Genomic DNA, 24,550 nt, shown 5'->3' with positions numbered 1-24,550 from the left:
AAAAATATCAAATAAAAACAACTTGCTGAATGAAGGACCGAATACCGGACAATTGCTGCCGGAAGAAATGAGAATATGTCCTCAGCCCCCGCCGACGAAATGTACCAGCTCAATCCGGTCGCCTTCCCCAAGCGCAGTATTTATGTAATTGTCTTTGCCAACAATGTCACCGTTCAGCTCTACAATGACCAGCCGTTTGTTCCATTGCGGCAGGCTCAGCAGATCAGCCACAGTCCGGCAGTCGTCCGCAAATTCTCCGGGTTTGCCGTTAATAATCAGCTTCATGCCCCCTCACCTCCTTTACCTTCAGCCTGTATAACAGCTGTCCTGTAGGCATGTGCGGCAGCCAGCGGGTCTTTCGCACTGCAAATGCCGGACATTACTGCAATGCCAGCCGCCCCCTGCCGGATGACTAGTCCGGTATTGGCCGGTGTAATCCCGCCGATCGCAATCAGCGGAATACTGCACACCCGCGCAGCATCCGCCAGCTGTGCAAGCCCCCGCTCCTGCTGACCCGGCTTGCAGACCGAAGGAAATACATGCCCGAACAGGCAGAAGTCAGCCCCTTGCCTGCCTGCTTCCTCCGCCTCCTGCACCGAATGCACTGACTTTCCCAGCCGCAGTGCGGGAGCAGCGGCGTGTGCGGCAGATAGCGGCAGGCTGTGCCAGGCCAGCTGAACTCCAGCCGCACAGGCCGCCAGCGCAACATCCACCCGGTCATTGATGACCAGCTTGGATGATGGTACCCCCGCCAGTAGGAGCTTTCCGGTCATGTCCAGCAGCTCCCGGGCGGACCGCTGCTTTTCCCGCAGATGAATAAAGTCCAGCAGCGGATGCACAACCGCCGTGATTGCAACAAAGTGAGCCGCCTCCAGCTTCCCGTCCGAAATCAAATGAATTTCAGCCAGCTTTATTCACCTTCCTTCGCCCTTAATAACACCAAACGCAAAAAACTGCCCCCCGCAATAGGAGGCAGTCATAAATGTATACAGAAATACGGGCTGGGCTTCTAGACCCGCTGCGCTGCAGTCAATTCATTCTCCACTTTCCTACGCTGGTATAAACCAGATCAGGTTCAAAGGGTCCGAACCGTAAGTTCGTCTCAGCCTCGCGGCACCCCTAGTGACAATTTCATATGCTGTTTGCTAACGTGGTCTATATTAACATAATATTCCTACAAAAAGCTAGCCTGTCAGCCGTTAATAATCTCGCCGCCGTTCACATGAATAACCTGGCCGCTTACATAGGAAGAATCACTGGAAGCCAGATATACATAGGCTGGTGCCAGCTCCTCCGGCTGTCCCGGACGCTTCATCGGCTGTGTGCCGCCGAACTCACTGACCTTCTTCGCGTCAAAGGTGGATGGAATCAGCGGTGTCCAGATCGGGCCCGGAGCCACAGCATTGACTCTGATGCCTTTATCCGCCAGATTCATTGACAGTGAGCGGGTGAAGCTGAGAATAGCTCCCTTGGTGGATGAATAATCCAGCAGCTGCGGGTTGCCCCTGTACGCCGTAATTGATGTCGTGTTAATGATCGTGGACCCTTTTTTAAGATGCGGCATAGCCGCTTTGGTCAGATAGAACATCGAGAATATATTCGTGCGGAAGGTCCGCTCCAGCTGTTCAGCAGTGATGTCCTCTATTTTCTCCTGAGGGTGCTGCTCGGCGGCATTGTTGATCAGGATATCCAGCTTGCCGAGACCTTCCACTGTCTTGTTGATCAGATCCTGGCAGAAGGCTTCTACGCCGATATCGCCGGCAATCAGGATACACTTTCGTCCTTCCTGTTCCACCTGTCTTTTGGTTTCCTCGGCGTCGCTGTGTTCGTTCAGATAGGAAATAACGACATCCGCACCCTCCTTGGCAAAATGCACGGCAACCGCACGTCCGATTCCGCTGTCTCCACCAGTTATAAGTGCAGCTTTGCCCAGCAGCTTGCCTGCTGCTTTATAGGCGGATGTCTCAAATTCAGGCAGCGGGTTCATTTGACTTTCGATTCCCGGCTGTTGGTCCTGCTCCTGTGGAGGCAGGGTTTTTTGTGGCTGTTTGTTATCTGGCATGATCCATTCTCCTTTCGCTTTTACACATGGATGGTAAATTTCATCATCTTAGGATGGCTCAGGATGGGGAGGTTATGCACTGTGCTAGTCTTTAATACAAAATGACTTTACGATATGTTACTTACCACAGTTAAGCGGCGGTCAAACGAAAATACAGTCGTTTTTAACAAGGAAGCTTTATATACTTAAGAATAGACTCAATGAGATCGGTGTTAATAAGGGAGGTACGCTGCATGACTAAAAATAACCGCAATATTATCGTCGCTGTCAAAGGTGTCATCATCAACGAAGGGAAAATCCTGCTGGTCCAGCGTGCGTCTGCGGATGCTGTAGGCGGGGGCACCTGGGAGTGTGCCGGCGGAAAAATAGAGTTCGGAGAAGGCCTGGAGGCCGCTCTGGTAAGAGAAATTAAGGAGGAGACTGGTTTAACGGTCAATGTGGATAATCTGCTGTATGCGGCATCCTTCTTAACTGATCCAGCGAGACAGGTTATAATTATCACCTATTTATGCCGCAGCGCGGAACAGGTAATCCGGCTGTCAGAGGAGCATACCGACTACAGATGGTGTACGAAGGATCTGCTCCACCGCCTGCTGCCGCCGCAGATTTTTGCCGAATTTGTGAAGTATCATGTCCTGGAGCTGGAGGAACTTGAGTAAAATATACCCGACAACACAAATTGCCCCGGCAGCCGCGGCCGCCAGGGCAATTCCTCATTCTCCGGTCTTAAATAATGTGTCTGTACACCATGAAGAAAATCATAAGAATCAATACAACCATAAGCAGCAGGCTCATCGTCCGCAGCTTACCTGTATGGGCAGTTACATCACGGTTCTCACGGATTCCTGCTGCAGCCAGGCGGAGCGGCTTGTTCATGATCCCGCCCAGCGCGAACATGGCCAGGAGCAGCACTACAACTACTGCCATCCATGCCACAGTATAATCCCCTTGTGACATCATATAACCGCCAGTTAACAGCTGAATGACCAGGCCATACTGGGCGAAGCGGTTGAAGCCGCTAACTGCACTGAGCGTGCCCTCTTTAGCCGGAGCGGAAAGCTTCTGTGCACCGCTCAGAATAAAAGGGAGCACCAGATAAAACCCGAGTGCCAGCGTCCCGATCATATGTAGGAAAAATAAAAAACGGTCCATCCTTTACCTCCTCCATTTTTCGCTGTGATTTATGTTACATTCCAATTATACCCGACTGCATCCCACAAGAAAAGAAAACCCCCATTTCTCTTTAAAAAATGGGGGCTGCTATCGTATTTTCCTAGAGTGTAACTGCAGAAGTTACTGCACGTACTGAATCTGCCGACTTATCCAAGGCCGCCTGTTCTTCAGCGGTAAGCTCCAATTCATAGATCTTCTCAATGCCGTCCGCTCCTAGCAGGGTTGGAACACCCATGAACAGCCCGTCATAGCCGTATTCCCCTTCCAGCAGGGCAATGACAGGGATGATCCGTTTCTTATCTTTGAGAATCGCTTCAGTCATCTGCACCAGGGAGGCTGCCGGCGCGTAATACGCGCTGCCGTTGCCCAGCAGGCTGACAATTTCTCCACCGCCAACGCGGGTGCGCTGTACAATCTCTTCAATGCGCTGCGCTGGAATCAGCTTGTCGATCGGAATGCCGCCTACACTCGAGTAGCGTACAAGCGGAACCATATCGTCCCCGTGTCCGCCAAGCACGAAGCCACGCACATCTTCAACCGAAACGTTCAGCTCCTGGGCGATAAACGTGCAGTAACGCGCCGTATCCAGCACACCTGACTGACCGATTACGCGGTTTTTGGGGAACCCCAGCGCATGATAAGCGGCATAAGTCATTGCATCCACCGGGTTGCTCAGGATGATGACGATAGACTCCGGAGCCACACGCTTAATGTTCTCGCAAACGGATTTGACAATACCGGCATTGGTATTCACTAAATCATCGCGGCTCATCCCCGGCTTGCGGGCAATCCCTGCTGTGATAATAACGATATCAGAATCCGCTGCATCCTCATAATCTGAAGTGCCGGTAATCTGGCTGTCGAACTTCTGCACAGGAGCGGCTTCCAGCATGTCGAGCGCCTTCCCCTTGGTCGGATTCTCCAGCTGCGGAATATCAAGCAGTACTACATTTCCCAGTTCCTTTTGTGCAAGCATAAGCGCCGTAGTAGCTCCGGTAAAACCGGCGCCCACGACTGTAATTTTATAACGTTTGATGGCCACAGGTGGACCTCCTAATTTTCATTAAAATTTTATTAATGCTTATCTTCGCACAAAACGGGCCTCCGGAGCATACGCTCCTTCAGCCCGATCCGCTGTGATTACCTTACAGGTGATTGATAATTTCGTCGGCGAATGCCGAGCACTTAAGCTCTGTCGCGCCTTCCATCTGGCGGGCAAAGTCGTAAGTTACGGTCTTGTTGTTGATCGCAGTGCTCATGCCTTTATAGATCAGATCCGCCGCTTCCTGCCAGCCGAGATGCTCAAGCAGCATAACACCGGAAAGAATTACTGAACCAGGATTAACAACATCCTTGTCCGCATATTTAGGGGCCGTTCCGTGAGTAGCTTCGAAGATCGCATGGCCTGTCAAATAGTTAATATTTGCTCCCGGTGCGATGCCGATGCCGCCAATTTGTGCAGCCAGCGCGTCAGACAGGTAGTCCCCGTTAAGGTTCAGCGTAGCGATCACGTCGAAGTCAGTCGGGCGGGTCAGCACCTGCTGCAGCGCAATGTCCGCAATGGCGTCTTTAACAATGATTTTGCCGGCAGCTTCTGCTTCCTTCTGGGCCGCATTTGCAGCTGCTTCTCCGTCACGTTCCTTGATGACATCATATTGATTCCAGGTAAATACTTTATCGCCGAACTCCTGCTCAGCCACTTCATATCCCCAGTTCTTAAATGCACCTTCGGTGAATTTCATGATATTACCCTTATGCACCAGCGTCACGCTCTTGCGGCCATGCTTGATTGCATATTCTACCGCAGCACGGACAAGGCGCTTCGAGCCTTCAGAGGATACCGGCTTAATACCGATTCCGGATGTTTCCGGGAAGCGGATTTTGTTCACGCCCATTTCCTTCTGCAGGAACTCGATCACTTTCTTCACTTCTTCAGAGCCTTCTTTATACTCGATACCGGCATAAATGTCCTCTGTATTCTCCCGGAAAATAACCATGTCCACCAGCTCCGGATGTTTCACCGGTGAAGGAACTCCGTCAAAATAACGCACCGGACGCAAGCATACGTAGAGATCCAGCTCCTGGCGCAGCGCCACGTTGAGTGAGCGGATACCACCGCCGATTGGCGTCGTCAGCGGTCCTTTGATCGCTACGATGTACTCGCGGATTGCTTCCAGGGTATCGTTCGGCAGCCATTCACCATATGTATTGAAGGCTTTCTCGCCGGCAAACACTTCGTACCAGGCTATTTTTTTCTCCCCGCCGTAAGCTTTGTCTACAGCAGCATCAAGTACACGCTTGGAGGCTTTCCAGATGTCGCGGCCTGTGCCGTCGCCTTCGATAAACGGAATGATCGGATGAGCCGGAACCACCAGTTTGCCATTTTCAATCGTGATTTGTTCGCCTTCTGTCGGCAGATCGTACTTCTCCAATTTCAACATTTGTGGGGATTCCTCCTAAAAGTTTTGTGGGCTACGCTACCTTGACATTACATCTACAAAAGCTGCCCCGGAAGCATTAGCTTAAGCTAGTTTAGTGCAGCAGGCGCTTCCCGGGTTAACTCACTGTTCAAAAAAGCTCCCTGGGAAACGTCTGCCGGGTCCGCCGATACGCGCTGCGTACCTATAATTCTACTAAGGGGCGATGGAGCCTGCAAGTCCTCTTAATTATCTCTCGTCTACCGGAACGTATTTCTGTTCAAGCATTCCTGTGTATTCAGCACGCGGGCGGATGATACGGTTGTCCTCGTACTGCTCCAGAATATGCGCTGTCCAGCCCGAAGTCCGGCTGATCGCAAAAATCGGTGTAAACAGCTCACGCTCAATGCCCAGCTGTGTATAGACTGAAGCGGAATAGAAGTCTACGTTCGGCTTCAGCCCCTTCTGTCCGGTAATCAGCTCCTCAATCTTGACGGACATGTCGTAGAGCGTGGTATCATTCTTCATCGTTCCAAGCTCCTGCGACATCTTCATCAGATGTTTGGCGCGCGGATCGCCGTTCTTATAAACTCGGTGCCCGAAACCCATAATCTTCTCGCGGCGTTCCAGCTTGGCGCGGATATAAGGCTCTACCGCCTCCAGGCTGCCGATCTCCTCCAGCATCTTCATTACGGCTTCATTCGCACCGCCATGCAGCGGTCCTTTGAGCGCGCCGATGGCCGAGGTTACACCGGAATAAATATCGGACAGTGTAGCTACGGTTACCCGGCTGGCAAAAGTGGACGCGTTAAGCTCATGGTCAGCATGCAGCACCAGAGCCGCATCCAGCGCTTTAACTGAAATGATATCGGGCTGTTTGCCCCACAGCATATACAGGAAATTCTCAGCGATCGATACACCTTCTCTTGGGGCTACCGGCTCCAGGCCTTTACGGATACGTGCAAGCGCAGCGACAAGCGTAGGAATCTTAGCCTGCAGCTTCACTGCCTTTATTTCATTGGCTTGACGGCTCATATCATCGGCGGCTTCATCGTATAGCGCAAGGCTAGATACGGCAGAACGCAGCGCGGCCATCGTGTTCGCTGTCTTTGGATAAAGCTTCATCTGGGCAATTACCTGCTCAGGGACCTCAGCGAAGGCGCTGAGATCACGCTGCAGAGCCTGCAGCTCCGGCGTAGTCGGCAGGCTGCCGAACCACAGCAAATAAGCGGTCTCTTCAAAGGTGGCATTCACCGCAAGATCATCGATATCATATCCGCGGTAAGTAAGCACGCCATCCACAATGGAACTGATGGAGGAGGTCGTAGCAACGATGCCTTCCAGGCCTTTAGTAGCTGTCATAGTATATCTCTCCTTTGCCAACGAGGGTGTACAAGCCATTGCTAACATCATGAAAACATTTACAATTCAACGGATAACAACGTCATAAAAAAAGGTATTTATACATCTTTTAAGGATTGCAACTAACTTTCGAAACAGAAGCTGTAATAATCATACCGGATTTTGACGGTTATGTGAACAACGTGGAAGCTTTGTTCGGCATCAAATGATTTTATCGGAGGGATAGAAAAAAACTTCTGATCCACCTGTTTCATGATTACGCTTTCAGTGTATATAGGGGGCTTTCTTCTTCTAAATTCCGGTCTTTAAGTAGTCTGTAAACCCGATTATTGAATATACATAAGACGAGCAGTTTTCCCTTACAAAAACAGCCTGACGGGAGGTGTGGCCGATGGATTCGCTGCTGTTCAAAAGAGTGCTGCGCGGCCTGTGGGTCGTGCTTGCCGGGGCGGGGCTGCTCCTCGCGTTGTATGTACTCCTGCCGCTCATTTACCCGCTGCTGCTCGCCTGGCTGCTGGCTTATCTCATCCATCCGCTGGTACTGATCCTGAAGGGCTTCAAATTGCCGGGGTGGCTCGCTGTATCGCTCTCTCTGCTCTTCTACATCGGCGGGACAGCTCTTGTGCTGACGGCGCTGATAACCCGCCTCGTGAAGGAGCTCATTGTGCTGCTGCAGACCTTTGACCTTCATACCGGAGAGTGGCGGGATCTGCTGCTGTCTATCAGCCGCAACGCCAGTATTCAGAATATCATTAACCAAATCAACCAGTTTTACCACGAAAACCCGGGGTATCACGATACGATCGACAGCAATATCAACCGGACAACGGAAACTGTCGGCAATGCCGTGACGGAGCTCATTACCGGATTTTTCAATATGATCCTGAAGCTGATCTCTGCGCTGCCGAGCCTCGGTACCATTCTGATGGTAATTGTGCTGGCCGCTTTCTTTCTAAGTACCGGCTGGGAACGCCATAATGCCAGACTTACCGCTTTACTGCCGCCCCCTCTCGTGCGGCCCGTCTCCGAGATCTGGGGTGATCTGCGTAAAGCATTGGTTGGCTACCTGCGGGCCCAGGTAGTGCTGATTTCGGTCACAGCTGTCATCGTCATCACCGGCCTGCTGCTGCTGGGGGTGAATTCCGCTTTTGTCATCGGGCTGACCATCGGGCTGGTCGATATGGTCCCATATGTAGGCGTCGGCGTGGTTTTGTTTCCTTGGGCGCTGTATTCCTATATGACAGGTGATCTGGGACTTGCCATCGGTCTGCTGGTGCTTTACGCGGTAATTCTCATCACCCGCCAGGTGCTTGAGCCGAAGGTGCTGGCCAGCAGCATCGGACTGGACCCGTTGACGATGCTGATCGGCATGTTTGCCGGCCTTCAGCTATTCGGCATGCTCGGCCTCCTGCTCGGGCCTGTCCTCCTGGTCGTCCTCGATGCCTTCAACCGCGCAGGTGTCTTCCGGGCACTTCACAGCTACATCGTAAGCGGCAAATTGCATTAGTCTTAAAAAAGCTGCCTTCCGCACTCTTCACCGCTTGTCATCAGGTGCAGCGATAGCCCACATAATCCGGCAATCTATTCTCTTCCCTATGCAACGCCTTTCACATAAGCACGGCTTGCTGTACTTTTGGAGAAAATCCAGTGCTCTCATGGCCGGAGAGGAAACAGGATAGCAGGAACGCCCAACCGGATAGAGGGGCTATAGCTCACAGGACTGTACGCCCAGGCTTGATCATATGGAGGAATCCGGGAGAGGGGACGCTGTTCTCCCTCCCGCTTGTTCGAATCAATACATGATTCCTCTACCATCTATCTCCTCACAGAGCAGGGGATGTATTTCAGTTTGTTATCAGTGCAGGGAACCGGCAGGGAACCGGCAGGGAACCCACCTGCGGCAAGCGCGTGGCAGAATTAATGGGATTTTTCCCATTGTTCTGGCCGTTCCGCCCGCTTGCGGCTTAATTAATGGGATTTTTCCCATTGTTCTGGCTGTTCTGCCCGCTTGTGGCGGAATTAATGGGATTTTTCCCGTTGTTTTGGCTGTTCCGCCCGCATGCGGCTTAATTAATGGGATTTTTCCCATTGTTCTGGCCGTTCCGCCCGCATGCGGCTTAATTAATGGGATTTTTCCCATTGTTCTGGCCGTTCCGCCCGCTTGCGGCTTAATCAATGGGATTTTTCCCATTGTTCTGGTCGTTCCGCCCGCTTGCGGCTTAATTAATGGGATTTTTCCCATTGTTCTGGCCGTTCTGCGTACTTGCAGCTTAATTAATGGGATTTTTCCCATTGTTCTGGCCGTTCCACGCACTTGCGGCTTAATTAATGGAATTTTTCCCTTTGTTCTGGCCGTTCTGCGCACTTACTCTTACAACTTTCTGCTATTCTTTTGCTGCATCCCTTCCCAGATAAGAAGGATATCACCGCAAAGGAAGAATAGTTTCTTGGCAGCAATAAAGCGATCAGGCAGTCAGGCGCTTAGGCGCTTATTGGTACGCGGGTTTACCTTGACTAGTGGCTAAAAGCAATAAAAAGCGCCCCTGCTGCACAAAGTCAGCAGGGGCGCTTGAACGAGCCCTAAAGCTATGAAGCACACGGCTTCCTCACTATTACCTCCGGTAAAAAGTGAAGGTGCCGTTTTTCATTTTCTTCTCGATCCATTTCAGCAGAAAAACCCGGTACAGTGGCCGGGTCAGCGGAAACACCAGTGAAAATCCGATTATATCCGTTACGAAGCCCGGCAGAATCAGCAGCAGGCCGCCGAAAAAAATACATAAGCCGTCCAGCATGGTCCGTCCCGGCACCTTGCCCTCCTGCATTTGCACTCTGCTGTCCTGCAGCACCTTCTTGCCTTCAAAACGCATCATGAGAAAACCGATAACCGAAGTAACCAGCATGAGCAGCAGCGCTTTGGGTGCTCCGAGATGTTCTGCAACAAAGATGAACCCGAATAATTCCACGGCCGGGATAATAAACATAGCAGCCCACAGCCATTTACTTCTAATCATACTGCCCCTCCTTCTTCCCTCAGCGCCCCGGTTATGGCGCGGTACAGCTCGGGCAGCGCCCGGTCCAGCCTAACCGGCTTCCATTCCTTGTTTAACCAGACATGAGAGGTTGATCCGCTAACCAGCAGCTCGCCAGGCAACGGCTGATCCAGCGGCTCTGACTTCATACCTGACCCGGAATAATTCCCGGGGCCAACGTCTTCCTGCTCCGTTAACCGGCGGATTTCGTATTCATATACCACTCTCAATGCCGAAAAGACACTAAGCCGGGCATACACAGCAATAAGATCATCATAGCGCGCCGGGCTTTTGAATTGCAAATCTGCGGCAGTCACCGGAAGAAGCACACCCAAATCCTCCAGTGAACGGTAGGCAAAGCCAAGCCCGCGGAACATCTCGGTACGCCCGCTCTCAAACCAGCTCAGATAGTTGGCATGATATACCACCCCCATCTGATCCGTCTCCTGATATCTTACGCGGAAAGCGGTACGATACCAGCGGCTGGCATGAACCCGATTACGTGATTCCATGTAAAAATGCCCCTTTCTGTAATGTCAGTCCTGTTGTGGAGCTGCTAGAGTCCCAGCCCGTTCGAAGGCACCGGCCGCGGAACTTTGCTGCGGGAGCTTCTGGCTACGTAGAGCAGCAGAACTGCTCCAACTGCGGCACTAAGCATGCAGGACAGATTCATCAGCTCCACGCCTCCTTCGCTCAGCAGAAAGCCATTCAGCAGATTGCCCAGAATACCGGCAAATCCGGAGAAGACGATATTAAAGACGCTTTGGCCCGTTGCCTGCATTTCCGGTGAAGTGATCTGGGATACATACTCCACGGCAGCGATATAAAAGAGGCCAAAGGACAGGCCGTGCAGCACTTGTACTCCGATCATTACCGAAGGATAAGGGAAGGCCACTTGAATTCCCCAGCGCAGTACATAGATAAGCGCACCAAGCAGCAGTGTGCGTTCACGTCCAAGCTTACGGATAACCTTCGAGGCATACAGCATGGATGGCACATTGGTAAAGGAAGCAATAAACAAGGCAATACCGGCATGGCTCGCAGAGCCGCCGACCGATTGAAAAGCTACCACAAAGTAGGTGCCAAACGCCGCCATCGTCTGGTTAACCAGAAAACATCCGCCCAGAAAGGCCAGAAAGACGCGGTTGCCAATCAGCTTCTTGATACCCTGGGAGAATGACTGGCTCATCATGTGATTCTCCTCTGCCTGCTTCGGCAGTGTCAGGGCAATGATTACCGCAGCCGAATTCAGGACCAGAAAAGGCAGCCAGATTGTGGATACCGAGAAATTCTCAATATATTGCCCGCCCGCATAGGCCCCTACAGCCGCTCCTATGCTCATCATCAGCCGGATGCTGCCGTAAGAGGACCCGGCCTTGTTCGCGGCTGCAATGGCGTAAGAATCGGCGATAGGGGCCTGTGTAGACGAGAAGATGGTGGACACTGTGTAAATCAGCAGCAATACCATGAAATATTCGAAGCGGTAAAAAACAGCCAGCACCGCCGGCACAGCCACACTAAGGATCAGTACAAGGCGTGCCTGATTGTATCTGTCAGCGATTAGACCCCACACCGGTTGAATGCAGATGGCGATTAATGTACCAGTGGCCATCATCATGCCGATCTGGCTGACATCCATACCGTTATACTTCAGGAGCAGTGTCAGATAGGAGCCGAAAGAGCCTCCGGCCAGGCCTAAAAAGAGATAGAAGCCGCGCAGCTTCAGTAATTTATCCATAGATACTATAAGTCCTCTCCAATCCTTTTTAACAGATAACCCAACCTTTACGAGACTTCACCGCATTAGATAGAGCAGAACCTAATTTAAGGCGGTGGACAAGTGAGCACAGTTCATAGATTAAAGCGCAGTCAGCCCTGTTTTACGGATAAAACCAACCAGAGCAGAACCCGGATCACCGGTTTCGGCTGGACGTCAAGCAACTGGAGCGGATATGCGATCAGAGGCAAAAAAGGCGCCTTCCGGCGGATTTCCGCCGAGTGGATCGTACCCTTCGTAAAACCCACATCTAAACCCACTTATTCTTCGGCATGGATCGGGATCGACGGCTTCAAGAACAGCAGCCTGATTCAGACCGGCACCGGACATGAATCCGTGAACGGAACGGTCCACTATTACGCCTGGTGGGAGATCCTGCCTGCAGCAGAGACGGTTATCCAGCTCCCGGTCTCACCGGGTGACCGGATCCGGGCCACAATCATGAAAGTCAGCATCGGTAAATGGTGTATCATACTGTGTAATTTGAGCAAGCAATGGACCTTTCGTACCCTCCAGCGCTATAACGGTCCGCAGAGCTCCGCCGAATGGATTATGGAAGCTCCGCAGATCGGTAACACCGTGGCTCCCTTAGCCCATTTGACGCCGACACGCTTCAGCTGCTGCCGGGTCAACGGAAAAAGCCCTAAGCTCACTGCCAGTAACGGGGGGATCATGATCCAAAACAAAATTACGGTTGCCGTGCCTTCAAGCCCCAACGCCAGGGGCGATGCTTTTACAGTGAAACGTATATATCGTAAAGGACTATCTCAAGCTTACTTGAAAAGCCCCATTTCTGTTCGCTCTTAGCCAATATAAACATTTGAAGCCCTGATATCAAGCAAAAAAGCAATGGCGGATTACACCATTGCTTTTTATATAACATTCAATAGATCAGCGTATAGACGCGTATCTTAGTCGGCAGGAATCGTGTCCACTTTCACGAGGTTAGTGGAACCGGAACGTCCCAGTGGAATACCGGCAGTGATCACAACGAGATCGCCTGCTTTTACCAGGCCGGAAGCTTTACCGCCTTTGAGTGCAGTTTCCAGCAGTTCGTCGGTCGAAGTAGCTTCGTTACCGAATACTGGAGTTACGCCCCATACCAGTGCCAATTGACGCATAGTTCTTTCTTGAGTGGTTACGGCAATGATTTGGGATTTAGGACGGTATTTAGAAACCACGCGTGCAGTGTGGCCAGTTACTGTCGAAGAAATGATAGCTTTAGCATTCAGGTCCAAAGCGGAGATCGCTACGGATTGGCTGATAGCTTCAGTAACCGTTGTTTCTTGGGCGATCTGTTGCTTCATGAAGATTTCACGGTGGTTCAGCGCGGATTCCGCTTTCTCAGCAATGCGGGACATTGTGAGCACGGATTCTACCGGATATTTCCCGGCAGCAGTTTCACCGGACAGCATGATTGCATCAGTACCGTCGAAGATAGCGTTCGCTACGTCACTCGCTTCAGCGCGGGTAGGACGCGGGTTGCGCTGCATGGAATCCAGCATTTGGGTAGCTGTGATTACCGGCTTGCCGGCAATGTTACATTTTTGAATCATCAGCTTCTGAGCCAGAGGCACATCTTCAGCAGGAATTTCTACGCCGAGGTCACCACGGGCAACCATAAGGCCGTCGGAAACCGCCAAAATTTCATCAAGATTATCGACACCTTCTTGGTTTTCGATCTTGGAGATGATTTGGATATGGGAAGCGTTGTGCTTCTCAAGCAGTGCACGGATTTCCTGAACGTCGCTGGCTTTGCGAACGAAGGAAGCTGCGATAAAATCGATGTCCTGTCCGATCCCAAAAACGATATCGTTGGTATCTTTTTCTGTAATGCCCGGCAGGGAGATAGAAACTCCAGGTACGTTAACACCTTTTTTGCTCTTGATCGTACCGCCGTTAACAATACGGGTCTTGATTTCTGTGCCTTGAATGTCAACTACTGTAAGTCCGATAAGACCGTCGTCGATCAGGATAGTCGATCCTACTTGAACATCGTTAGGAAGATCGCTGTAAGTAATCGAGATACGGTTCTGATCACCAAGGATTTCTTCCGTAGTCAATGTCAGGTACTCGTCCTGAACCAGTTCAATCGGTTCTACTTCCAGCTTGCCGGTGCGAATCTCCGGTCCTTTGGTGTCGAGCAGGATAGCAACGGTTTTACCCAGTTCTTTAGATGCCTGACGAATGGTTTTAATCCGGTTGCCGTGCTCTTCAAAGTCGCCGTGGGAGAAGTTCAGACGGGCTACATTCATACCAGCCAAAATCAATTTTTTGATATTCTCCAACGATTCACTAGCAGGTCCGATCGTACATACAATTTTACTTTTCCGCATTAGGTTTTCCTCCGTTTTTTCGTTCTCTCTGTCTCACTTTTTCCAACTACAAAATCTACTATAAGGCTTGCTGTTTGTATAGGAACTTTGTCACATGTACCTTTTACCGCGCCCTAATGAATATTACTGCAAACTGGAAACAAAATCAATGTTCTAGCGTCTTTTCCGTGTAAATATAAGTCGAATTTACGAAGCTTGTCCGGAAAATAAAAATCATCCCGCAAGGTTCACGGAATGATTGCTGTGGAAATAAATGTATACTCCAGTCTTTCCAAACTCATGACCGGAAGGATTTTACATATGTGTGAAAGTGCAAATAAAGCTGTCCTGCTACTCCACGTTCTGCACTTCTTCTTCAAGAATCGCTGACTCCTGCGCGCCTTCGGCAAACTCGCCAATTTTGCGGAATTTACGGTAGCGGTCCTCTTTGAGCTCTGCGGGGTCCAGACCGGACAGTTCCTGCAAATGGCGCCATACAGCATCCTTGATTGCTGCCCCGGTTGCTTCGTAATCATGGTGTGCTCCGCCTCTTGGCTCAGGGACAATTTCTTCAATGACCTCCATCGCCAAAAGATCGGCTGCCGTAATCTTCATCGCTTCGGCCGCCTGCTCTGCCTTACCTGCATCCTTCCACAGGATAGAGGCTGCACCGTTCGGGGAGATCGCTGAATAGATGGCATGTTCCAGCATCAGCACACGGTTGCCCACCGCCAGCGCCAAAGCTCCGCCGCTGCCGCCTTCACCAATGACGACGCAGACAACAGGCACAGCAAGCTGGGACATCTCGTAGAGACTGCGCGCAATTGCCTCAGACTGTCCGCGTTCCTCTGCCGTATTTCCGGGGTAAGCCCCCTTGGTGTCAATAAAAGTGATGATGGGACGGCGGAACTTCTCCGCCTGCTTCATCAGTCGCATCGCTTTGCGGAAGCCCTCGGGATGCGCACTGCCAAAGAAGCGCAGAATGTTCTCCTTCGTATCCTTGCCCCGCTGCTGGCCGATGACGGTAACCGGCATGCCGTTCAGCCTGGCAATCCCGCCGACTACCGCAAGGTCGTCTCCGAACAAGCGGTCGCCGTGAAGCTCCATGAAATCCGTAAAGATCAGCCCGATCAGATCAAGCGACGTCGGACGCCCGTGATGCCGGGCGAGATGCATTTTCTGGGGAGCCGAGATGTTAGAATATATTTCTTCCGCGAGTACACGGTAACGTTCTTCAAGCCGGGCAACTTCGTCCGTGAAATCGATGCCCTTCTCTTCGCCAAACTGCTTCAGCTCAGCGATCTTCTTGCGCATTTCTACCAGAGGCATTTCAAAAGGCAACTCTCCCGCCAACCTAAAATCCCCCTTTCACATCATGCAATTCCAAAAGCTTGGTCAGCGTAGACCGCATTTCCTTACGGTGCACAACCAGATCAAGCTGTCCGTGCTGAAGATTAAATTCAGCTGTCTGGAAATCATCCGGCAGCTTCTGCCGGATCGTCTGCTCAATTACGATTCTTCCGGCGAATCCAAATACCGCTCCGGGCTCGGCAATAATAATGTCGCCAAGGCTCGCAAAGCTCGCGGACACGCCACCTGTCGTAGGGTCGGTAATGATCGAAATATATAATCCTCCGGCCTCGCCAAACCGGGCCAGGGCTGCACTGGTCTTAGCCATCTGCATCAGACTGAGAATACTCTCCTGCATCCGGGCACCGCCCGAAGTGGAGAAAATCAGCATCGGAAGCTTCTTCTCCGTAGCTTCTTCCACGGCGCGGGTGATCTTCTCGCCGACAACTGAACCCATACTGCCGCTGAAGAATTCAAAATTCATTACAGCTACAATAACCGGGTGGCCGCCGATCGTTCCCTGGCCGGTGATCACAGCTTCAACTTGTCCGGTTTTGGACTGCTGCTGTTCCAGCTTCGAGGCATAGCCCGGAAACTGCAGCGGGTCAACGGAGGCCATCTCGCTGTCAAACTCAATAAACCCTTCGGGATCAAGTGTCATGGCGATCCGCTCCATCGCGTTCAGCCGCATATGATAACCGCAGGACGGGCATACCTTAAAATTCTTCTCCAGTTCCTTACTGTACTGGATCGTACCGCATTTACTGCACTTGCTCATGAGCCCTTCGGGAATCTCCCGCTTCGGGCGTTCGCCTTCCGCCGGTCCGCCGCTCCGCTCCAGACGTTCTGAAGGAATAGTCGCGTACTTCCGTTTTTTCTGAAATAAATCTTTGAACAAGGGTCGCACCTCTTCAGCCGTTTATTTGCGCATTCAGCAGCTTGCCGCTGTTATTACTGCACTATAGATCTTTAAATTAGGGATGTAAAATCAGATTAAGGGCTTCCTGAACTTCCTCAAGCTCGCCTGAAGGAACCAGAATTTCAAATTGCTGCTTGGACATATTAATCGGACGGCACTTGACCATGAAACCTTCTTCTGTAAGCTTACTCTGAATCATATCTGCCACTTTGGCGGTTGGCGCTATATAGATTACCGTCCACATGCCCTGCAAAGCCTCCCTAATCTCAATTCCCAGCCGTATCCCGCGTATAATGGAATCATGATAACACAGTTTTCTTTTTTCCCGCAACAGGAGTAAAGCAGAGGAAGCCAGACCAGGAGGCCGCATTCGTCAGCTAACAGCGGATCAATTATGGCGTACCGGTGACATGGGGATACACCTTCGCCCCTTCATGACGATGGGCTATTCTGGCTGAAGCAGCGGCGGCAATTCCGGCCACCAGATCATCCAGAAAGACGTGGATTTTCCCCGGATCATCGTTCAGCGTGCCGATAATGCCGAGCTTTATTTTGTCCAGATAACCAAAGCCTGTCAGTCCGATCATGCCATAGACTCCCGTGATGCCGAGTGCCAGAGTCTCGTCCGCCCCGTAAAGCGATTCATCCGCTTCCATCACCGCCTGCAACGGCTGGGGAAGAAGCCCTTGTTCCGCCAGTTCATCGAGGGCAACGCCCGTCATGAGCGTATACTGCACCTCTCTTTTGCCAAGAACCGACTTGACGCTGGACATACACTCTTCCTGCGTTAAGTCCGGATAATACGCCGACTGCAGAATATATACGATCTCAGCGATGGCTGTTAACGTAACTCCCCTGCGCTCCAGCAGCTCTGTTGCCATTTGATAGGACATGATGCCATTCCCCTTTCCGCACGGGACAGTTCCCAGTGGTTTCCTAATGTATGCGGAAAAGGGCGGAAATGTGCTTATTTTATTCTCACTGTACCGGCTCCCAGCATCTCTTCAACCGCCGCAATCAGCTCCGGCGCCGGTTCAATGCGGTAACTGTCGCTTAATGCCAGCAGCCGCTGCTCCCGCTCATAGAACAGCAGGGTGGCTGCAGGCCCGGGATGGGTCTGCAGCAGTGCCTGCAGGCGTGAGAGCAGCGCGGGGTTCTCCGAGGCCGGCGTGATCTTGATAAAGACACGCGGGCCGTTCTCCCCCGCGGCAGCCGCCGGGCGCGGGGCCGCTGGCCGGGCCGCATCCGCAGGCGCGGCCGGCGGGGCTGCAGGCGCAGCTGTGCCGCCTGCACTGCCTTGCGCGGCGCCGGTACCTCCGGCGCCGCTCCGGGAAGCAGGAGCGCTGCGCTGCGCTCCTGCAGGGGCGCCCCGGCCGCCGCCGGCCGGCCGGGCGGCAGCTGCGCTGCGGCGCTGCAGCAGGCCGCGGAGCGCGTCCGCGCCGAGCGGCGCGACCTCTTCGGCCAGCAGCTTGAAGCCCTCATCCTCCTGCTGCACCTTGGCGCGCAGGGCCAGCAGCGCACCCTTCTCAATCAGGCTGCGGCTGCGTTTCCACACCTCAGGGAACAGCACGACCTCGCAGCGCTCGATCTGGTCCTCCCATTCGACAAATGCCATCGCCTTGCCGGCTTTTGTCGTAATCTCCTTAACGGAGACGACCATTCCGGCCGTAACCGTCTGGCTCTCATCAGGAGCTTCGCCAAGATCCATCAGCCGCTGCATGCCCGGCTCCTCTAACAGTGCAGCGCTGTCGTCCAGCGGATGGCCGGACAGGTACAGCCCGAGCAGCTCACGCTCCAGCTCCAGCTGCTGGGTCACAGAGAATCTCGGGATATCCGGATAACGGATCTCCCAGTTCGGCGTTTCAATCAGGTCGTCGAACAGCTGAATCTGCAGCTCATCGCGCTCCTTGCGCCATTTGGCTGCAGCATCCACTGTCTCGTCAAGCATTGCGAGCAGCTGCGCCCGATGTCCAGGCAGACAATCGAATGCACCCGCTTGAAGCAGCGATTCAATCACACGTTTGTTGCAGACGCGCAAATCGACACGCCGGCAGAAATCAAGCAGACTGTCGAACGGCCGCTCCTTGCGGACGGCCATAATGTTCTCCACCGCCAGTGTGCCGACATTCTTCACCGCTGCCAGTCCAAAGCGGATGTGCCCGCCCCCTTCACCGGGAACCGGGGTGAACAGCACGCCGCTCTCGTTGACATCAGGCGGCAATACACCGATGCCTGTGCGGCGGCAGTCCAGCACATATTCCGCCACCTTGCGGTGGGTGCCCATTACAGCCGTCAGCATCGCAGCCATAAACTGCACTGGATAATGTGCCTTCAGATAAGCCGTCTGGAAGGCCAGCACACCATAGGCGGCGGCATGGGCCCGCGGGAAGCCGTAATCGGCGAATCTGACAATCATATCATAAACGGCGTTCGCATCCGTCTCCTGGTAGCCCTGCTGCAGGCTGCCCTGTACGAAGTGGCTGCGCTCCTTGTCCAGCGTCTCGCGTTTCTTCTTCGACACTGCCCGGCGCAACAGATCCGACTCACCGAGCGAGAAGCCGGCCATCAGGGAAGCGATCTGCATGATCTGCTCCTGATACACGATGATCCCGTAGGTATCCGCCAGGATCGGCGTCAGATCGGCATGCGGATATTCTACAGCGATTTCACCGTGCTTGCCGGCGATAAACTTCGGAATGAATTCCATCGGACCCGGACGATAAAGTGCTAGTACGGATACGATGTCCTCGAAGCCCGAGGGCCTCAGGTCCTTCAGAACCCGCCGTACCCCGGCCGACTCCAGCTGGAAGACGCCGGTAGTCTCGCCGGCCCCGAGCATTTCGTAGGTCAGCGGGTCATTATCGGGCACAATGCGGAAATCGGGAATACTGCCGTCCATCTCCCTGATCCAGTTCATACAGCGTTCGATAATGGACAGGGTGCGCAGCCCCAGAAAGTCCATTTTGAGCAGGCCGACACTCTCCAGATGCTCCATGGAATACTGGGTCAGCGCCGTGCTCTCATTCCCGGCCTGAAGCGGCACGGCATCGGTCAGGGGACCTTTGGAAATGACGACTCCGGCGGCATGCGTGGATGCATGACGCGGCATACCCTCAACCTTCATCGCCATATCCAGCAGGCCCCTGGTCTTCGGGTGGGTCTCGTACAGCGCCTTCAGATCAGGACTGCTCTCCAGTGCCCGGGCAATGCTTATTCCCAGCTGTCCCGGGATCAGCTTCGCTGCCTTGTCCACCTCATTGTAAGGCAGATTCAGCGCCCGGCCGACATCGCGGACAGCCGCCCGTGCAGCCATCGTCCCGAAGGTGATGATCTGTGCCACATGCTCCTTGCCGTATTTGTCAACAACGTAAGCAATCACCTCATCGCGGCGCTCGTCACTGAAGTCGATATCAATATCCGGCATCGTTATCCGTTCAGGATTAAGGAAACGCTCAAAGAGCAGATTGTACTTCAGCGGGTCCACATCCGTGATCCGCAGGGTATACGCAGTGAGACTGCCTGCAGAGGAACCGCGGCCTGGACCGGTAGCAATGCCCTTGCGGTGGCAATACGCAATGAAGTCCCAGACGATCAGAAAGTAATCGCTGAAGCCCATGCTCTCGATAACACCCAGCTCATAGGCCAGCCGGTCCTCGGCTGCCGCCTTCCGCTCGGGCGAAGCCCAGAGCGGCGTATCTGCATACCGCGCTTCAAGCCCGGTGCGGCAGAGCTCCCGCAGGTAAGCGGCTGCATCCAGCCCTTCCGGCAGCGGAGAATACTCCGGGAGAATATGCTGGCCGAACGTCAGCTCCAGATTGCATTTCTCTGCGATATCCAGCGTGTTACGAATAGCCTGTGGCACATGCGGAAACAGCGCCGCCATCTGCTCGCCGCTCTTGAGGAACAGCTGGTCTGTTCCGATCTTCAGCCGCTGCTCATCATCCACCGTCTTGCCGGTGCCGATGCAGATCAACACATCCTGAACCTCGGCATCCTCCTTGGCCAGATAGTGAACGTCATTCGTAACCACCAGCTGAATATCGCATTCCTCCGCCAGGGCGATCAGCTTCGGATTGACCCGCTTCTGTTCAGGAATGCCGTGATCCTGCAGCTCCAGATAGAAGTCCTCGCCAAAAATCTCCTGATACCGCTTCGCTGCTTTATATGCCTCATCATCACGCCCGTGCAGCAGATGCTGCGGTACCTCACCGCCCAGACAGGCACTGAGGCAGATAATACCCTCGGCGTGAGCCGCCAAAGCTTCCATGTCAATGCGCGGCTTATAGTGCTGGCCCTCGAGATGGCCGATCGAAACCAGCCGCATCAGGTTTTTGTAGCCGGTTTCATTCTTCGCGAGCAGGATCAGATGGTAAATCGGCTGATCTTTGCGGCTGCCGCGCTCACGGCGTGAGCCTGCAGTCAGATAAGCTTCGCAGCCGATGATCGGTTTAATGCCGTTCGCTACGCAGGCTTTATAAAAGGGGATTGCCCCATACATCACTCCATGATCCGTCAGCGCCAGCGACTTCATGCCGTATTCGCCGGCCCGGCGCACGAGATCCGTAATGCGCGCCGCCCCGTCCAGTAAACTGTATTCGCTGTGCACATGCAAATGCACGAAAGGGCTCATCATCCCCACTTCCCTTCGGTTCCAAAATCAAAACATAAGATGAAACTATTTTATCATATTACAAGGGGAACCGCCCATAGAATGGATTAAGCGCATAAGGACAGGCCGAGCTGGCAAATGGACCTTGTCCGGAAAGGGGCCTTTTATGAACGTTTTCTTAAGCAAAGCCGTCCTCGATTTCTTCATCGCCTGCGGTATTGTGCTGGGCGGCGCCATGCTGGGCGGAATCGGGGCGGTCGTATCCCTTCAGCCGCCAACACAGACGATGCTGGATATCGCCGACCGGATTAAAATCTGGGCGCTCGCTGCGGCTGTCGGCGGCACCATCGACCCTATGCGGGTCATTGAGAGCAACATGGTGGAGGGCAATCTTTCTCCTGCGATCAAACAAATCCTCTACCTGGTCTTCGCCTTTCTGGGCGCTCATATGGGCAGCGAGCTGGTCAAATGGGTGTGCGGCAAGGGGTGAAGCGCAGATGAGAGTCCCCCCGTTTCAGCGCTACCGCCGCTTTTCGCAAATTTCCGCCGTGTTTGTGCTGGGCATGGTGGTGGGAGCCGTCATATACAATGCCATTTTCCATGCGGGGTATAATGTTCTCTGGCTTACCAATCAGGAACTGCGGCTGCAAATTGAGCAATACCGTAAAGATATTAAAACCCTTAAGAAATACAACAACACCTCGACGGTTATCCGCGAGATTAAACTCCGCACCGAGAACAGCAAAAGCGAGGAAGGCGCAGCCTCCCTGGACCCGGTATCCCTGAAGGAAATTATCAGCCAGATGAGCTCTGATCTTGAGCCGATGCGCGGCCGCAGCATGTTCGACATCGATACAGACGGCAAGCTGGCGCGGCTGCTGCTGGACGGCAAAATATATATCGTGCGCGAAAAGGAATACGCCGTTAAAATCCGCACCATGCTGGTGATGGAAGGTGTGCTGCAAATCTGGGTTGAGATTCATCCTTACAGGCGCACTTGAGCAGCCAAAGCTTGCGGACGTACAGGGAACAATCATGCTACAATAATGGACAGGTATACCGATATCCAGTATGGGGCAACACTAATGTTTTTTATCCTTTGGTAAGGGAGCTGCCTGTCCATGATTATGCTAATCAAGTATCTGCTGTTTATCCTTCTCGTGCTGTTTATGACCGGCGCCGCCGTATACAGCCTCTCTTCCCGCAGAGCGGCTGACCCGCTGGAAAGGGGCCGCCGGCGTTCCATCATGAATATTCTGCTGGGTGCCATGCTGGTCACGTTATCGCTGATGTCCATGTTCCTGTTCCGCGGCTCCACGATCAGCATTATTGTAGAAGCACTCTTTCTGGTCATCGGTGCCTTCAATATTTTCTCGGGGCTGCGCAGTTACGGATATTACACCCGGAGCCAGCGCGGGAGAAGAGCCTGATCCTTCAGAACGATTCTTTGATAACATTCTCTATCTCTAAAAGATCCTACCAGAGGCAATATGGTAAAAAATAGACTAACCCTGGCATCTGCCGGGCTAGTCTATTCGCCGTGTCATGTAACGTCAGCCGTGATCAATCGACTGCAGCATCAGTACTGCCTTGGCGACCATCGTATCATTGTGGCTGATTTCGATTTCCAGCTTACAGGTACGGCGGCTGATTTCCAGCAGCTTCGGCATGACGATGATCGAATGCTCAATCTGTACCGGGCGGATGAAATAGGTGGACATGTTGTCCAGCACATAGTCGTTCCCGGTGATGTCTTTGGCCGCCTTGAAGGCGGAAAGGGTCATCAGCGTCGACAGCACGCCTTCGGAAATGGTTCCCAGATCCGTCGCCATCTGAGGAGTGATGAAGCCGTGAAAAAACAGCTGCCCTTCCTCATCCCGCTCCTCGGCAAAACCGTTCCAGATCAGATGGTCAAAGGTTTCCCCCATTTGCGGCTGATTGCTGACATCGCGCAGGCTCTGCAGCACCTCCCGCCGGGTCAGCGAACCTACCAGTTTACGGTTGCGGTCCACGATCGGCAGGAAGTCGATCCCCTCCCACATCATGATCTGCGCCGCAGAAGCCAGCGAGGTCTGCAGGACTGCCGTAATCGGGTTGCGGATCATTGCCTTTTCAATGCTCTGCCCCTCACTCAGCTCCTCTACGTCACGCCGGCCTACAATCCCGATGACCCGGTTCCATTCATCCGTTACCGGAAAACGCTGCTCTCCGCTGGACTGTGACAGCTGCAGGAGTTCACCGACGGTATTGGAAATTTTCAGCGTGTTGAGGCGGGGTTTGCCATCGAGAATGTCTTCTACGAGCATAATCTTTTTCTTAATCAGCCTGTCGAAGATCGCCCGGTTGATCATCGAAGCCACTGTAAACGTGTCATGTCTGGAGGAGATTACCGGAAGGTCCAGCTCGTCCGCCAGCGCTTTAACCTCGCGGCTGGTGCCGAATCCGCCCGTCACAAGCACCCCCGCTCCCTGCTCCAGGGCAAGCGAGTGCACATCATCGCGGTTACCCACGATCAGCAGGCTGTCGGCATCAATATAACGGATCATGGCGTCGACCTTCATCGCGCCGATAATATATTTATGAAGATGCTTGTTAAGTCCGTCCGCTCCGCCGAGTACATGCCCTTCGACAATGTCGACCACATCCCCGAAGGTAAGCTGGTCAGAGATATTCCGCGGTTTCTTCTCCACACGGACCGTGCCGATCCGCTCCTTGGTAATGACGATGCCGAGATTCTCGGCCTCCTTCACCGCGCGGTAAGCGGTCCCTTCACTGACGATCATTTCCTTCGCCAGCTTGCGGACAGAGATTTTGGTGCCAACCTTGAGACCTTCGATATGCTGCAGCAATTGTTCATGCTTCGTAATGTTATCGCCTTGTCCTTCCAACTGTTACACCCCCATACCCCGATCTGTACTACTCTGTACTCATTATACACGCTGGGAACAGCAGAGTACAACAGCCCGTTGCAGGTGATTCAGAGTTGATTCTGAGATTCTATGAAGACTATTTCAAGCATTAACAATCTTTATTTTATGTTAAAAAATCCCTGAACCGCCCTTACCGGCAGTCAGGGATTCTTATGATTTTCTATAGCCGCTGTGACACCCGGGACTCTTCATTCCACTTGCCCTGCCACTGCTCCAGCTTATGCTTGCGAACCGCCTCCAGCTGCTTCTGCTTCTCCTCATCCACCCCGATAATGAAATGGAGATGGGCGGCAATGACCAGAAAGGCAAAGATACACCAGACGACGCCGAATCCCAGCACCCAGCTGGGCCCGTCCTGAAAAGACAGCTTCGGCAGTGCATAGAGCAGCATAGCCAGCGCAATCAGCATATACATGCCATGCTTAAACTTGTTTCTTTTTCTCATGCAAGACAGCTCCTTCGCTCCCAAAAGGTTGTTCTACTTAAATCTATATCTCTACTCTATGAACAGAGTGCCCGGATTATGAGACAAGTCGCAACAAAAAAATTATGGCCTGAGGCAAATGCTATAGCACGTGCTGCTGTCATATGAGATGATATAGACAAT

25 protein-coding genes and 1 riboswitch are annotated in these 24,550 nt (G+C 52.9%); of the genes, 6 read left to right on the top strand and 19 right to left on the bottom strand.

Annotated elements, in window-relative coordinates; translation table 11 throughout:
• Nucleotides 1–81 precede the first annotated feature (81 nt).
• From thiS to QU597_RS09820, 3 genes are all read right to left on the bottom strand, one after another.
• Nucleotides 82–285 carry a sulfur carrier protein ThiS gene (gene thiS, locus QU597_RS09830; RefSeq protein WP_310832469.1) on the bottom strand — a complete coding sequence of 68 codons (204 nt, stop codon included), beginning with the start codon at nt 283–285 and terminating at the stop codon, nt 82–84.
• The gene (locus QU597_RS09825) at nt 282–893 is read right to left on the bottom strand and encodes a thiamine phosphate synthase (RefSeq protein WP_310832468.1); all 612 of its coding nucleotides are present in this window, start codon (nt 891–893) and stop codon (nt 282–284) included. Before QU597_RS09825 ends, thiS begins: the two co-directional genes overlap by 4 nt.
• A 136-nt stretch (nt 894–1,029) precedes the next feature.
• Nucleotides 1,030–1,131: riboswitch (TPP riboswitch) on the bottom strand.
• Nucleotides 1,132–1,192: 61 nt separating this feature from the next.
• Nucleotides 1,193–2,062 carry an SDR family oxidoreductase gene (locus tag QU597_RS09820; RefSeq protein ID WP_310832467.1) on the bottom strand — a complete coding sequence of 290 codons (870 nt, stop codon included), beginning with the start codon at nt 2,060–2,062 and terminating at the stop codon, nt 1,193–1,195.
• A 233-nt stretch (nt 2,063–2,295) separates the two neighbouring features.
• Here QU597_RS09820 and QU597_RS09815 point away from each other — a divergent pair, with 233 nt between their 5' ends.
• On the top strand, nt 2,296–2,721 hold the full coding sequence (locus tag QU597_RS09815) for an NUDIX hydrolase (RefSeq protein ID WP_310832466.1): 426 nt from the start codon (nt 2,296–2,298) through the stop codon (nt 2,719–2,721).
• A gap of 67 nt (nt 2,722–2,788) precedes the next feature.
• Here the strand turns inward: QU597_RS09815 and QU597_RS09810 are convergent, their stop codons facing one another.
• From QU597_RS09810 to citZ, 4 genes are all read right to left on the bottom strand, one after another.
• On the bottom strand, nt 2,789–3,214 hold the full coding sequence (locus QU597_RS09810; protein ID WP_206104131.1) for a hypothetical protein: 426 nt from the start codon (nt 3,212–3,214) through the stop codon (nt 2,789–2,791).
• A gap of 121 nt (nt 3,215–3,335) precedes the next feature.
• Complete coding sequence (gene mdh / locus QU597_RS09805) at nt 3,336–4,277, bottom strand: malate dehydrogenase (RefSeq protein ID WP_206104130.1); 942 nt, start codon at nt 4,275–4,277, stop codon at nt 3,336–3,338.
• Between the two features lie 103 nt (nt 4,278–4,380).
• Nucleotides 4,381–5,676 (bottom strand): NADP-dependent isocitrate dehydrogenase, encoded by a 1,296-nt coding sequence (icd, locus tag QU597_RS09800; protein ID WP_054939868.1) that lies wholly within the window; start codon nt 5,674–5,676, stop codon nt 4,381–4,383.
• Between the two features lie 225 nt (nt 5,677–5,901).
• A complete protein-coding gene (gene citZ, locus QU597_RS09795; RefSeq protein ID WP_310832465.1) occupies nt 5,902–7,014 on the bottom strand; it encodes a citrate synthase in 1,113 nt (370 codons plus the stop codon).
• Nucleotides 7,015–7,405: 391 nt separating this feature from the next.
• Here citZ and ytvI point away from each other — a divergent pair, with 391 nt between their 5' ends.
• Complete coding sequence (ytvI, locus tag QU597_RS09790; protein WP_310832464.1) at nt 7,406–8,521, top strand: sporulation integral membrane protein YtvI; 1,116 nt, start codon at nt 7,406–7,408, stop codon at nt 8,519–8,521.
• Between the two features lie 348 nt (nt 8,522–8,869).
• Here the strand turns inward: ytvI and QU597_RS09785 are convergent, their stop codons facing one another.
• From QU597_RS09785 to QU597_RS09770, 4 genes are all read right to left on the bottom strand, one after another.
• Nucleotides 8,870–9,379: a hypothetical protein gene (locus QU597_RS09785; protein ID WP_310832463.1), complete on the bottom strand. Its 510-nt coding sequence runs from the start codon at nt 9,377–9,379 to the stop codon at nt 8,870–8,872.
• A 247-nt stretch (nt 9,380–9,626) separates the two neighbouring features.
• A complete protein-coding gene (locus QU597_RS09780; protein ID WP_054939866.1) occupies nt 9,627–10,025 on the bottom strand; it encodes an FxsA family protein in 399 nt (132 codons plus the stop codon).
• Nucleotides 10,022–10,555 (bottom strand): acyl-CoA thioesterase, encoded by a 534-nt coding sequence (locus QU597_RS09775; RefSeq protein WP_310832462.1) that lies wholly within the window; start codon nt 10,553–10,555, stop codon nt 10,022–10,024. Before QU597_RS09775 ends, QU597_RS09780 begins: the two co-directional genes overlap by 4 nt.
• A 44-nt stretch (nt 10,556–10,599) precedes the next feature.
• Nucleotides 10,600–11,781, bottom strand: coding sequence for an MFS transporter (locus QU597_RS09770; protein WP_310832461.1), 1,182 nt, complete (start codon nt 11,779–11,781; stop codon nt 10,600–10,602).
• 102 nt (nt 11,782–11,883) lie between these two features.
• Here QU597_RS09770 and QU597_RS09765 point away from each other — a divergent pair, with 102 nt between their 5' ends.
• Nucleotides 11,884–12,627, top strand: a complete 744-nt coding sequence (locus QU597_RS09765) for a G1 family glutamic endopeptidase (protein WP_310832460.1) — start codon at nt 11,884–11,886, stop codon at nt 12,625–12,627.
• 104 nt (nt 12,628–12,731) lie between these two features.
• On the opposite strand, the gene pyk is transcribed toward QU597_RS09765, so the two are convergent.
• The 6 genes from pyk to QU597_RS09735 all read right to left on the bottom strand — a co-directional run bounded on the left by pyk (nt 12,732) and on the right by QU597_RS09735 (nt 21,034).
• Nucleotides 12,732–14,156 (bottom strand): pyruvate kinase, encoded by a 1,425-nt coding sequence (gene pyk, locus QU597_RS09760; protein ID WP_236333501.1) that lies wholly within the window; start codon nt 14,154–14,156, stop codon nt 12,732–12,734.
• Nucleotides 14,157–14,486: 330 nt separating this feature from the next.
• Nucleotides 14,487–15,488: an acetyl-CoA carboxylase carboxyltransferase subunit alpha gene (locus tag QU597_RS09755; RefSeq protein ID WP_310832459.1), complete on the bottom strand. Its 1,002-nt coding sequence runs from the start codon at nt 15,486–15,488 to the stop codon at nt 14,487–14,489.
• Nucleotide 15,489: 1 nt separating this feature from the next.
• The gene (accD, locus tag QU597_RS09750; RefSeq protein WP_236333505.1) at nt 15,490–16,383 is read right to left on the bottom strand and encodes an acetyl-CoA carboxylase, carboxyltransferase subunit beta; all 894 of its coding nucleotides are present in this window, start codon (nt 16,381–16,383) and stop codon (nt 15,490–15,492) included.
• A 76-nt stretch (nt 16,384–16,459) separates the two neighbouring features.
• On the bottom strand, nt 16,460–16,648 hold the full coding sequence (locus tag QU597_RS09745; protein WP_054939860.1) for a hypothetical protein: 189 nt from the start codon (nt 16,646–16,648) through the stop codon (nt 16,460–16,462).
• Nucleotides 16,649–16,796: 148 nt separating this feature from the next.
• On the bottom strand, nt 16,797–17,297 hold the full coding sequence (locus tag QU597_RS09740) for a phosphatidylglycerophosphatase A family protein (protein ID WP_236333507.1): 501 nt from the start codon (nt 17,295–17,297) through the stop codon (nt 16,797–16,799).
• A 74-nt stretch (nt 17,298–17,371) separates the two neighbouring features.
• Nucleotides 17,372–21,034 (bottom strand): DNA polymerase III subunit alpha, encoded by a 3,663-nt coding sequence (locus QU597_RS09735; protein ID WP_310833268.1) that lies wholly within the window; start codon nt 21,032–21,034, stop codon nt 17,372–17,374.
• Nucleotides 21,035–21,179: 145 nt separating this feature from the next.
• On the opposite strand from QU597_RS09735, the gene QU597_RS09730 reads away from it, so the two are divergent.
• The 3 genes from QU597_RS09730 to QU597_RS09720 all read left to right on the top strand — a co-directional run bounded on the left by QU597_RS09730 (nt 21,180) and on the right by QU597_RS09720 (nt 22,443).
• Nucleotides 21,180–21,503 carry a YtrH family sporulation protein gene (locus QU597_RS09730; RefSeq protein ID WP_054939859.1) on the top strand — a complete coding sequence of 108 codons (324 nt, stop codon included), beginning with the start codon at nt 21,180–21,182 and terminating at the stop codon, nt 21,501–21,503.
• Nucleotides 21,504–21,510: 7 nt separating this feature from the next.
• A complete protein-coding gene (locus tag QU597_RS09725; RefSeq protein ID WP_310832458.1) occupies nt 21,511–22,014 on the top strand; it encodes a sporulation membrane protein YtrI in 504 nt (167 codons plus the stop codon).
• A 120-nt stretch (nt 22,015–22,134) separates the two neighbouring features.
• Nucleotides 22,135–22,443: a YtpI family protein gene (locus QU597_RS09720; RefSeq protein ID WP_310832457.1), complete on the top strand. Its 309-nt coding sequence runs from the start codon at nt 22,135–22,137 to the stop codon at nt 22,441–22,443.
• Between the two features lie 123 nt (nt 22,444–22,566).
• Here the strand turns inward: QU597_RS09720 and QU597_RS09715 are convergent, their stop codons facing one another.
• Together QU597_RS09715 and QU597_RS09710 are read right to left on the bottom strand one after the other, a co-directional pair.
• Nucleotides 22,567–23,901, bottom strand: a complete 1,335-nt coding sequence (locus QU597_RS09715) for a DRTGG domain-containing protein (protein ID WP_310832456.1) — start codon at nt 23,899–23,901, stop codon at nt 22,567–22,569.
• 202 nt (nt 23,902–24,103) lie between these two features.
• Nucleotides 24,104–24,388, bottom strand: a complete 285-nt coding sequence (locus QU597_RS09710) for a hypothetical protein (protein WP_310832455.1) — start codon at nt 24,386–24,388, stop codon at nt 24,104–24,106.
• Between the last annotated feature and the right edge of the window lie 162 nt (nt 24,389–24,550).

Source organism: Paenibacillus pedocola (genome assembly GCF_031599675.1).
GTDB lineage: Bacteria > Bacillota > Bacilli > Paenibacillales > Paenibacillaceae > Paenibacillus_AQ > Paenibacillus_AQ pedocola.
The sequence above is the reverse complement of the archived record's forward strand: the minus strand, read 5'-3'. Positions and strand labels throughout refer to the sequence as shown.

What these genes read in the sequence shown, in the direction of transcription:
- QU597_RS09720 (WP_310832457.1), top strand. Translation starts at nt 22,135, where the DNA reads ATGATTATGCTAATCAAGTATCTGCTGTTTATCCTTCTCGTGCTGTTT.
- QU597_RS09820 (WP_310832467.1), bottom strand. Translation starts at nt 2,062, where the DNA reads ATGCCAGATAACAAACAGCCACAAAAAACCCTGCCTCCACAGGAGCAG.
- QU597_RS09780 (WP_054939866.1), bottom strand. Translation starts at nt 10,025, where the DNA reads ATGATTAGAAGTAAATGGCTGTGGGCTGCTATGTTTATTATCCCGGCC.
- QU597_RS09710 (WP_310832455.1), bottom strand. Translation starts at nt 24,388, where the DNA reads ATGAGAAAAAGAAACAAGTTTAAGCATGGCATGTATATGCTGATTGCG.
- ytvI (WP_310832464.1), top strand. Translation starts at nt 7,406, where the DNA reads ATGGATTCGCTGCTGTTCAAAAGAGTGCTGCGCGGCCTGTGGGTCGTG.
- icd (WP_054939868.1), bottom strand. Translation starts at nt 5,676, where the DNA reads ATGTTGAAATTGGAGAAGTACGATCTGCCGACAGAAGGCGAACAAATC.
- thiS (WP_310832469.1), bottom strand. Translation starts at nt 285, where the DNA reads ATGAAGCTGATTATTAACGGCAAACCCGGAGAATTTGCGGACGACTGC.
- QU597_RS09745 (WP_054939860.1), bottom strand. Translation starts at nt 16,648, where the DNA reads ATGTGGACGGTAATCTATATAGCGCCAACCGCCAAAGTGGCAGATATG.
- QU597_RS09740 (WP_236333507.1), bottom strand. Translation starts at nt 17,297, where the DNA reads ATGTCCTATCAAATGGCAACAGAGCTGCTGGAGCGCAGGGGAGTTACG.
- QU597_RS09730 (WP_054939859.1), top strand. Translation starts at nt 21,180, where the DNA reads ATGAACGTTTTCTTAAGCAAAGCCGTCCTCGATTTCTTCATCGCCTGC.
- QU597_RS09725 (WP_310832458.1), top strand. Translation starts at nt 21,511, where the DNA reads ATGAGAGTCCCCCCGTTTCAGCGCTACCGCCGCTTTTCGCAAATTTCC.
- QU597_RS09735 (WP_310833268.1), bottom strand. Translation starts at nt 21,034, where the DNA reads ATGAGCCCTTTCGTGCATTTGCATGTGCACAGCGAATACAGTTTACTG.
- citZ (WP_310832465.1), bottom strand. Translation starts at nt 7,014, where the DNA reads ATGACAGCTACTAAAGGCCTGGAAGGCATCGTTGCTACGACCTCCTCC.
- QU597_RS09775 (WP_310832462.1), bottom strand. Translation starts at nt 10,555, where the DNA reads ATGGAATCACGTAATCGGGTTCATGCCAGCCGCTGGTATCGTACCGCT.
- QU597_RS09770 (WP_310832461.1), bottom strand. Translation starts at nt 11,781, where the DNA reads ATGGATAAATTACTGAAGCTGCGCGGCTTCTATCTCTTTTTAGGCCTG.
- pyk (WP_236333501.1), bottom strand. Translation starts at nt 14,156, where the DNA reads ATGCGGAAAAGTAAAATTGTATGTACGATCGGACCTGCTAGTGAATCG.
- QU597_RS09810 (WP_206104131.1), bottom strand. Translation starts at nt 3,214, where the DNA reads ATGGACCGTTTTTTATTTTTCCTACATATGATCGGGACGCTGGCACTC.
- QU597_RS09815 (WP_310832466.1), top strand. Translation starts at nt 2,296, where the DNA reads ATGACTAAAAATAACCGCAATATTATCGTCGCTGTCAAAGGTGTCATC.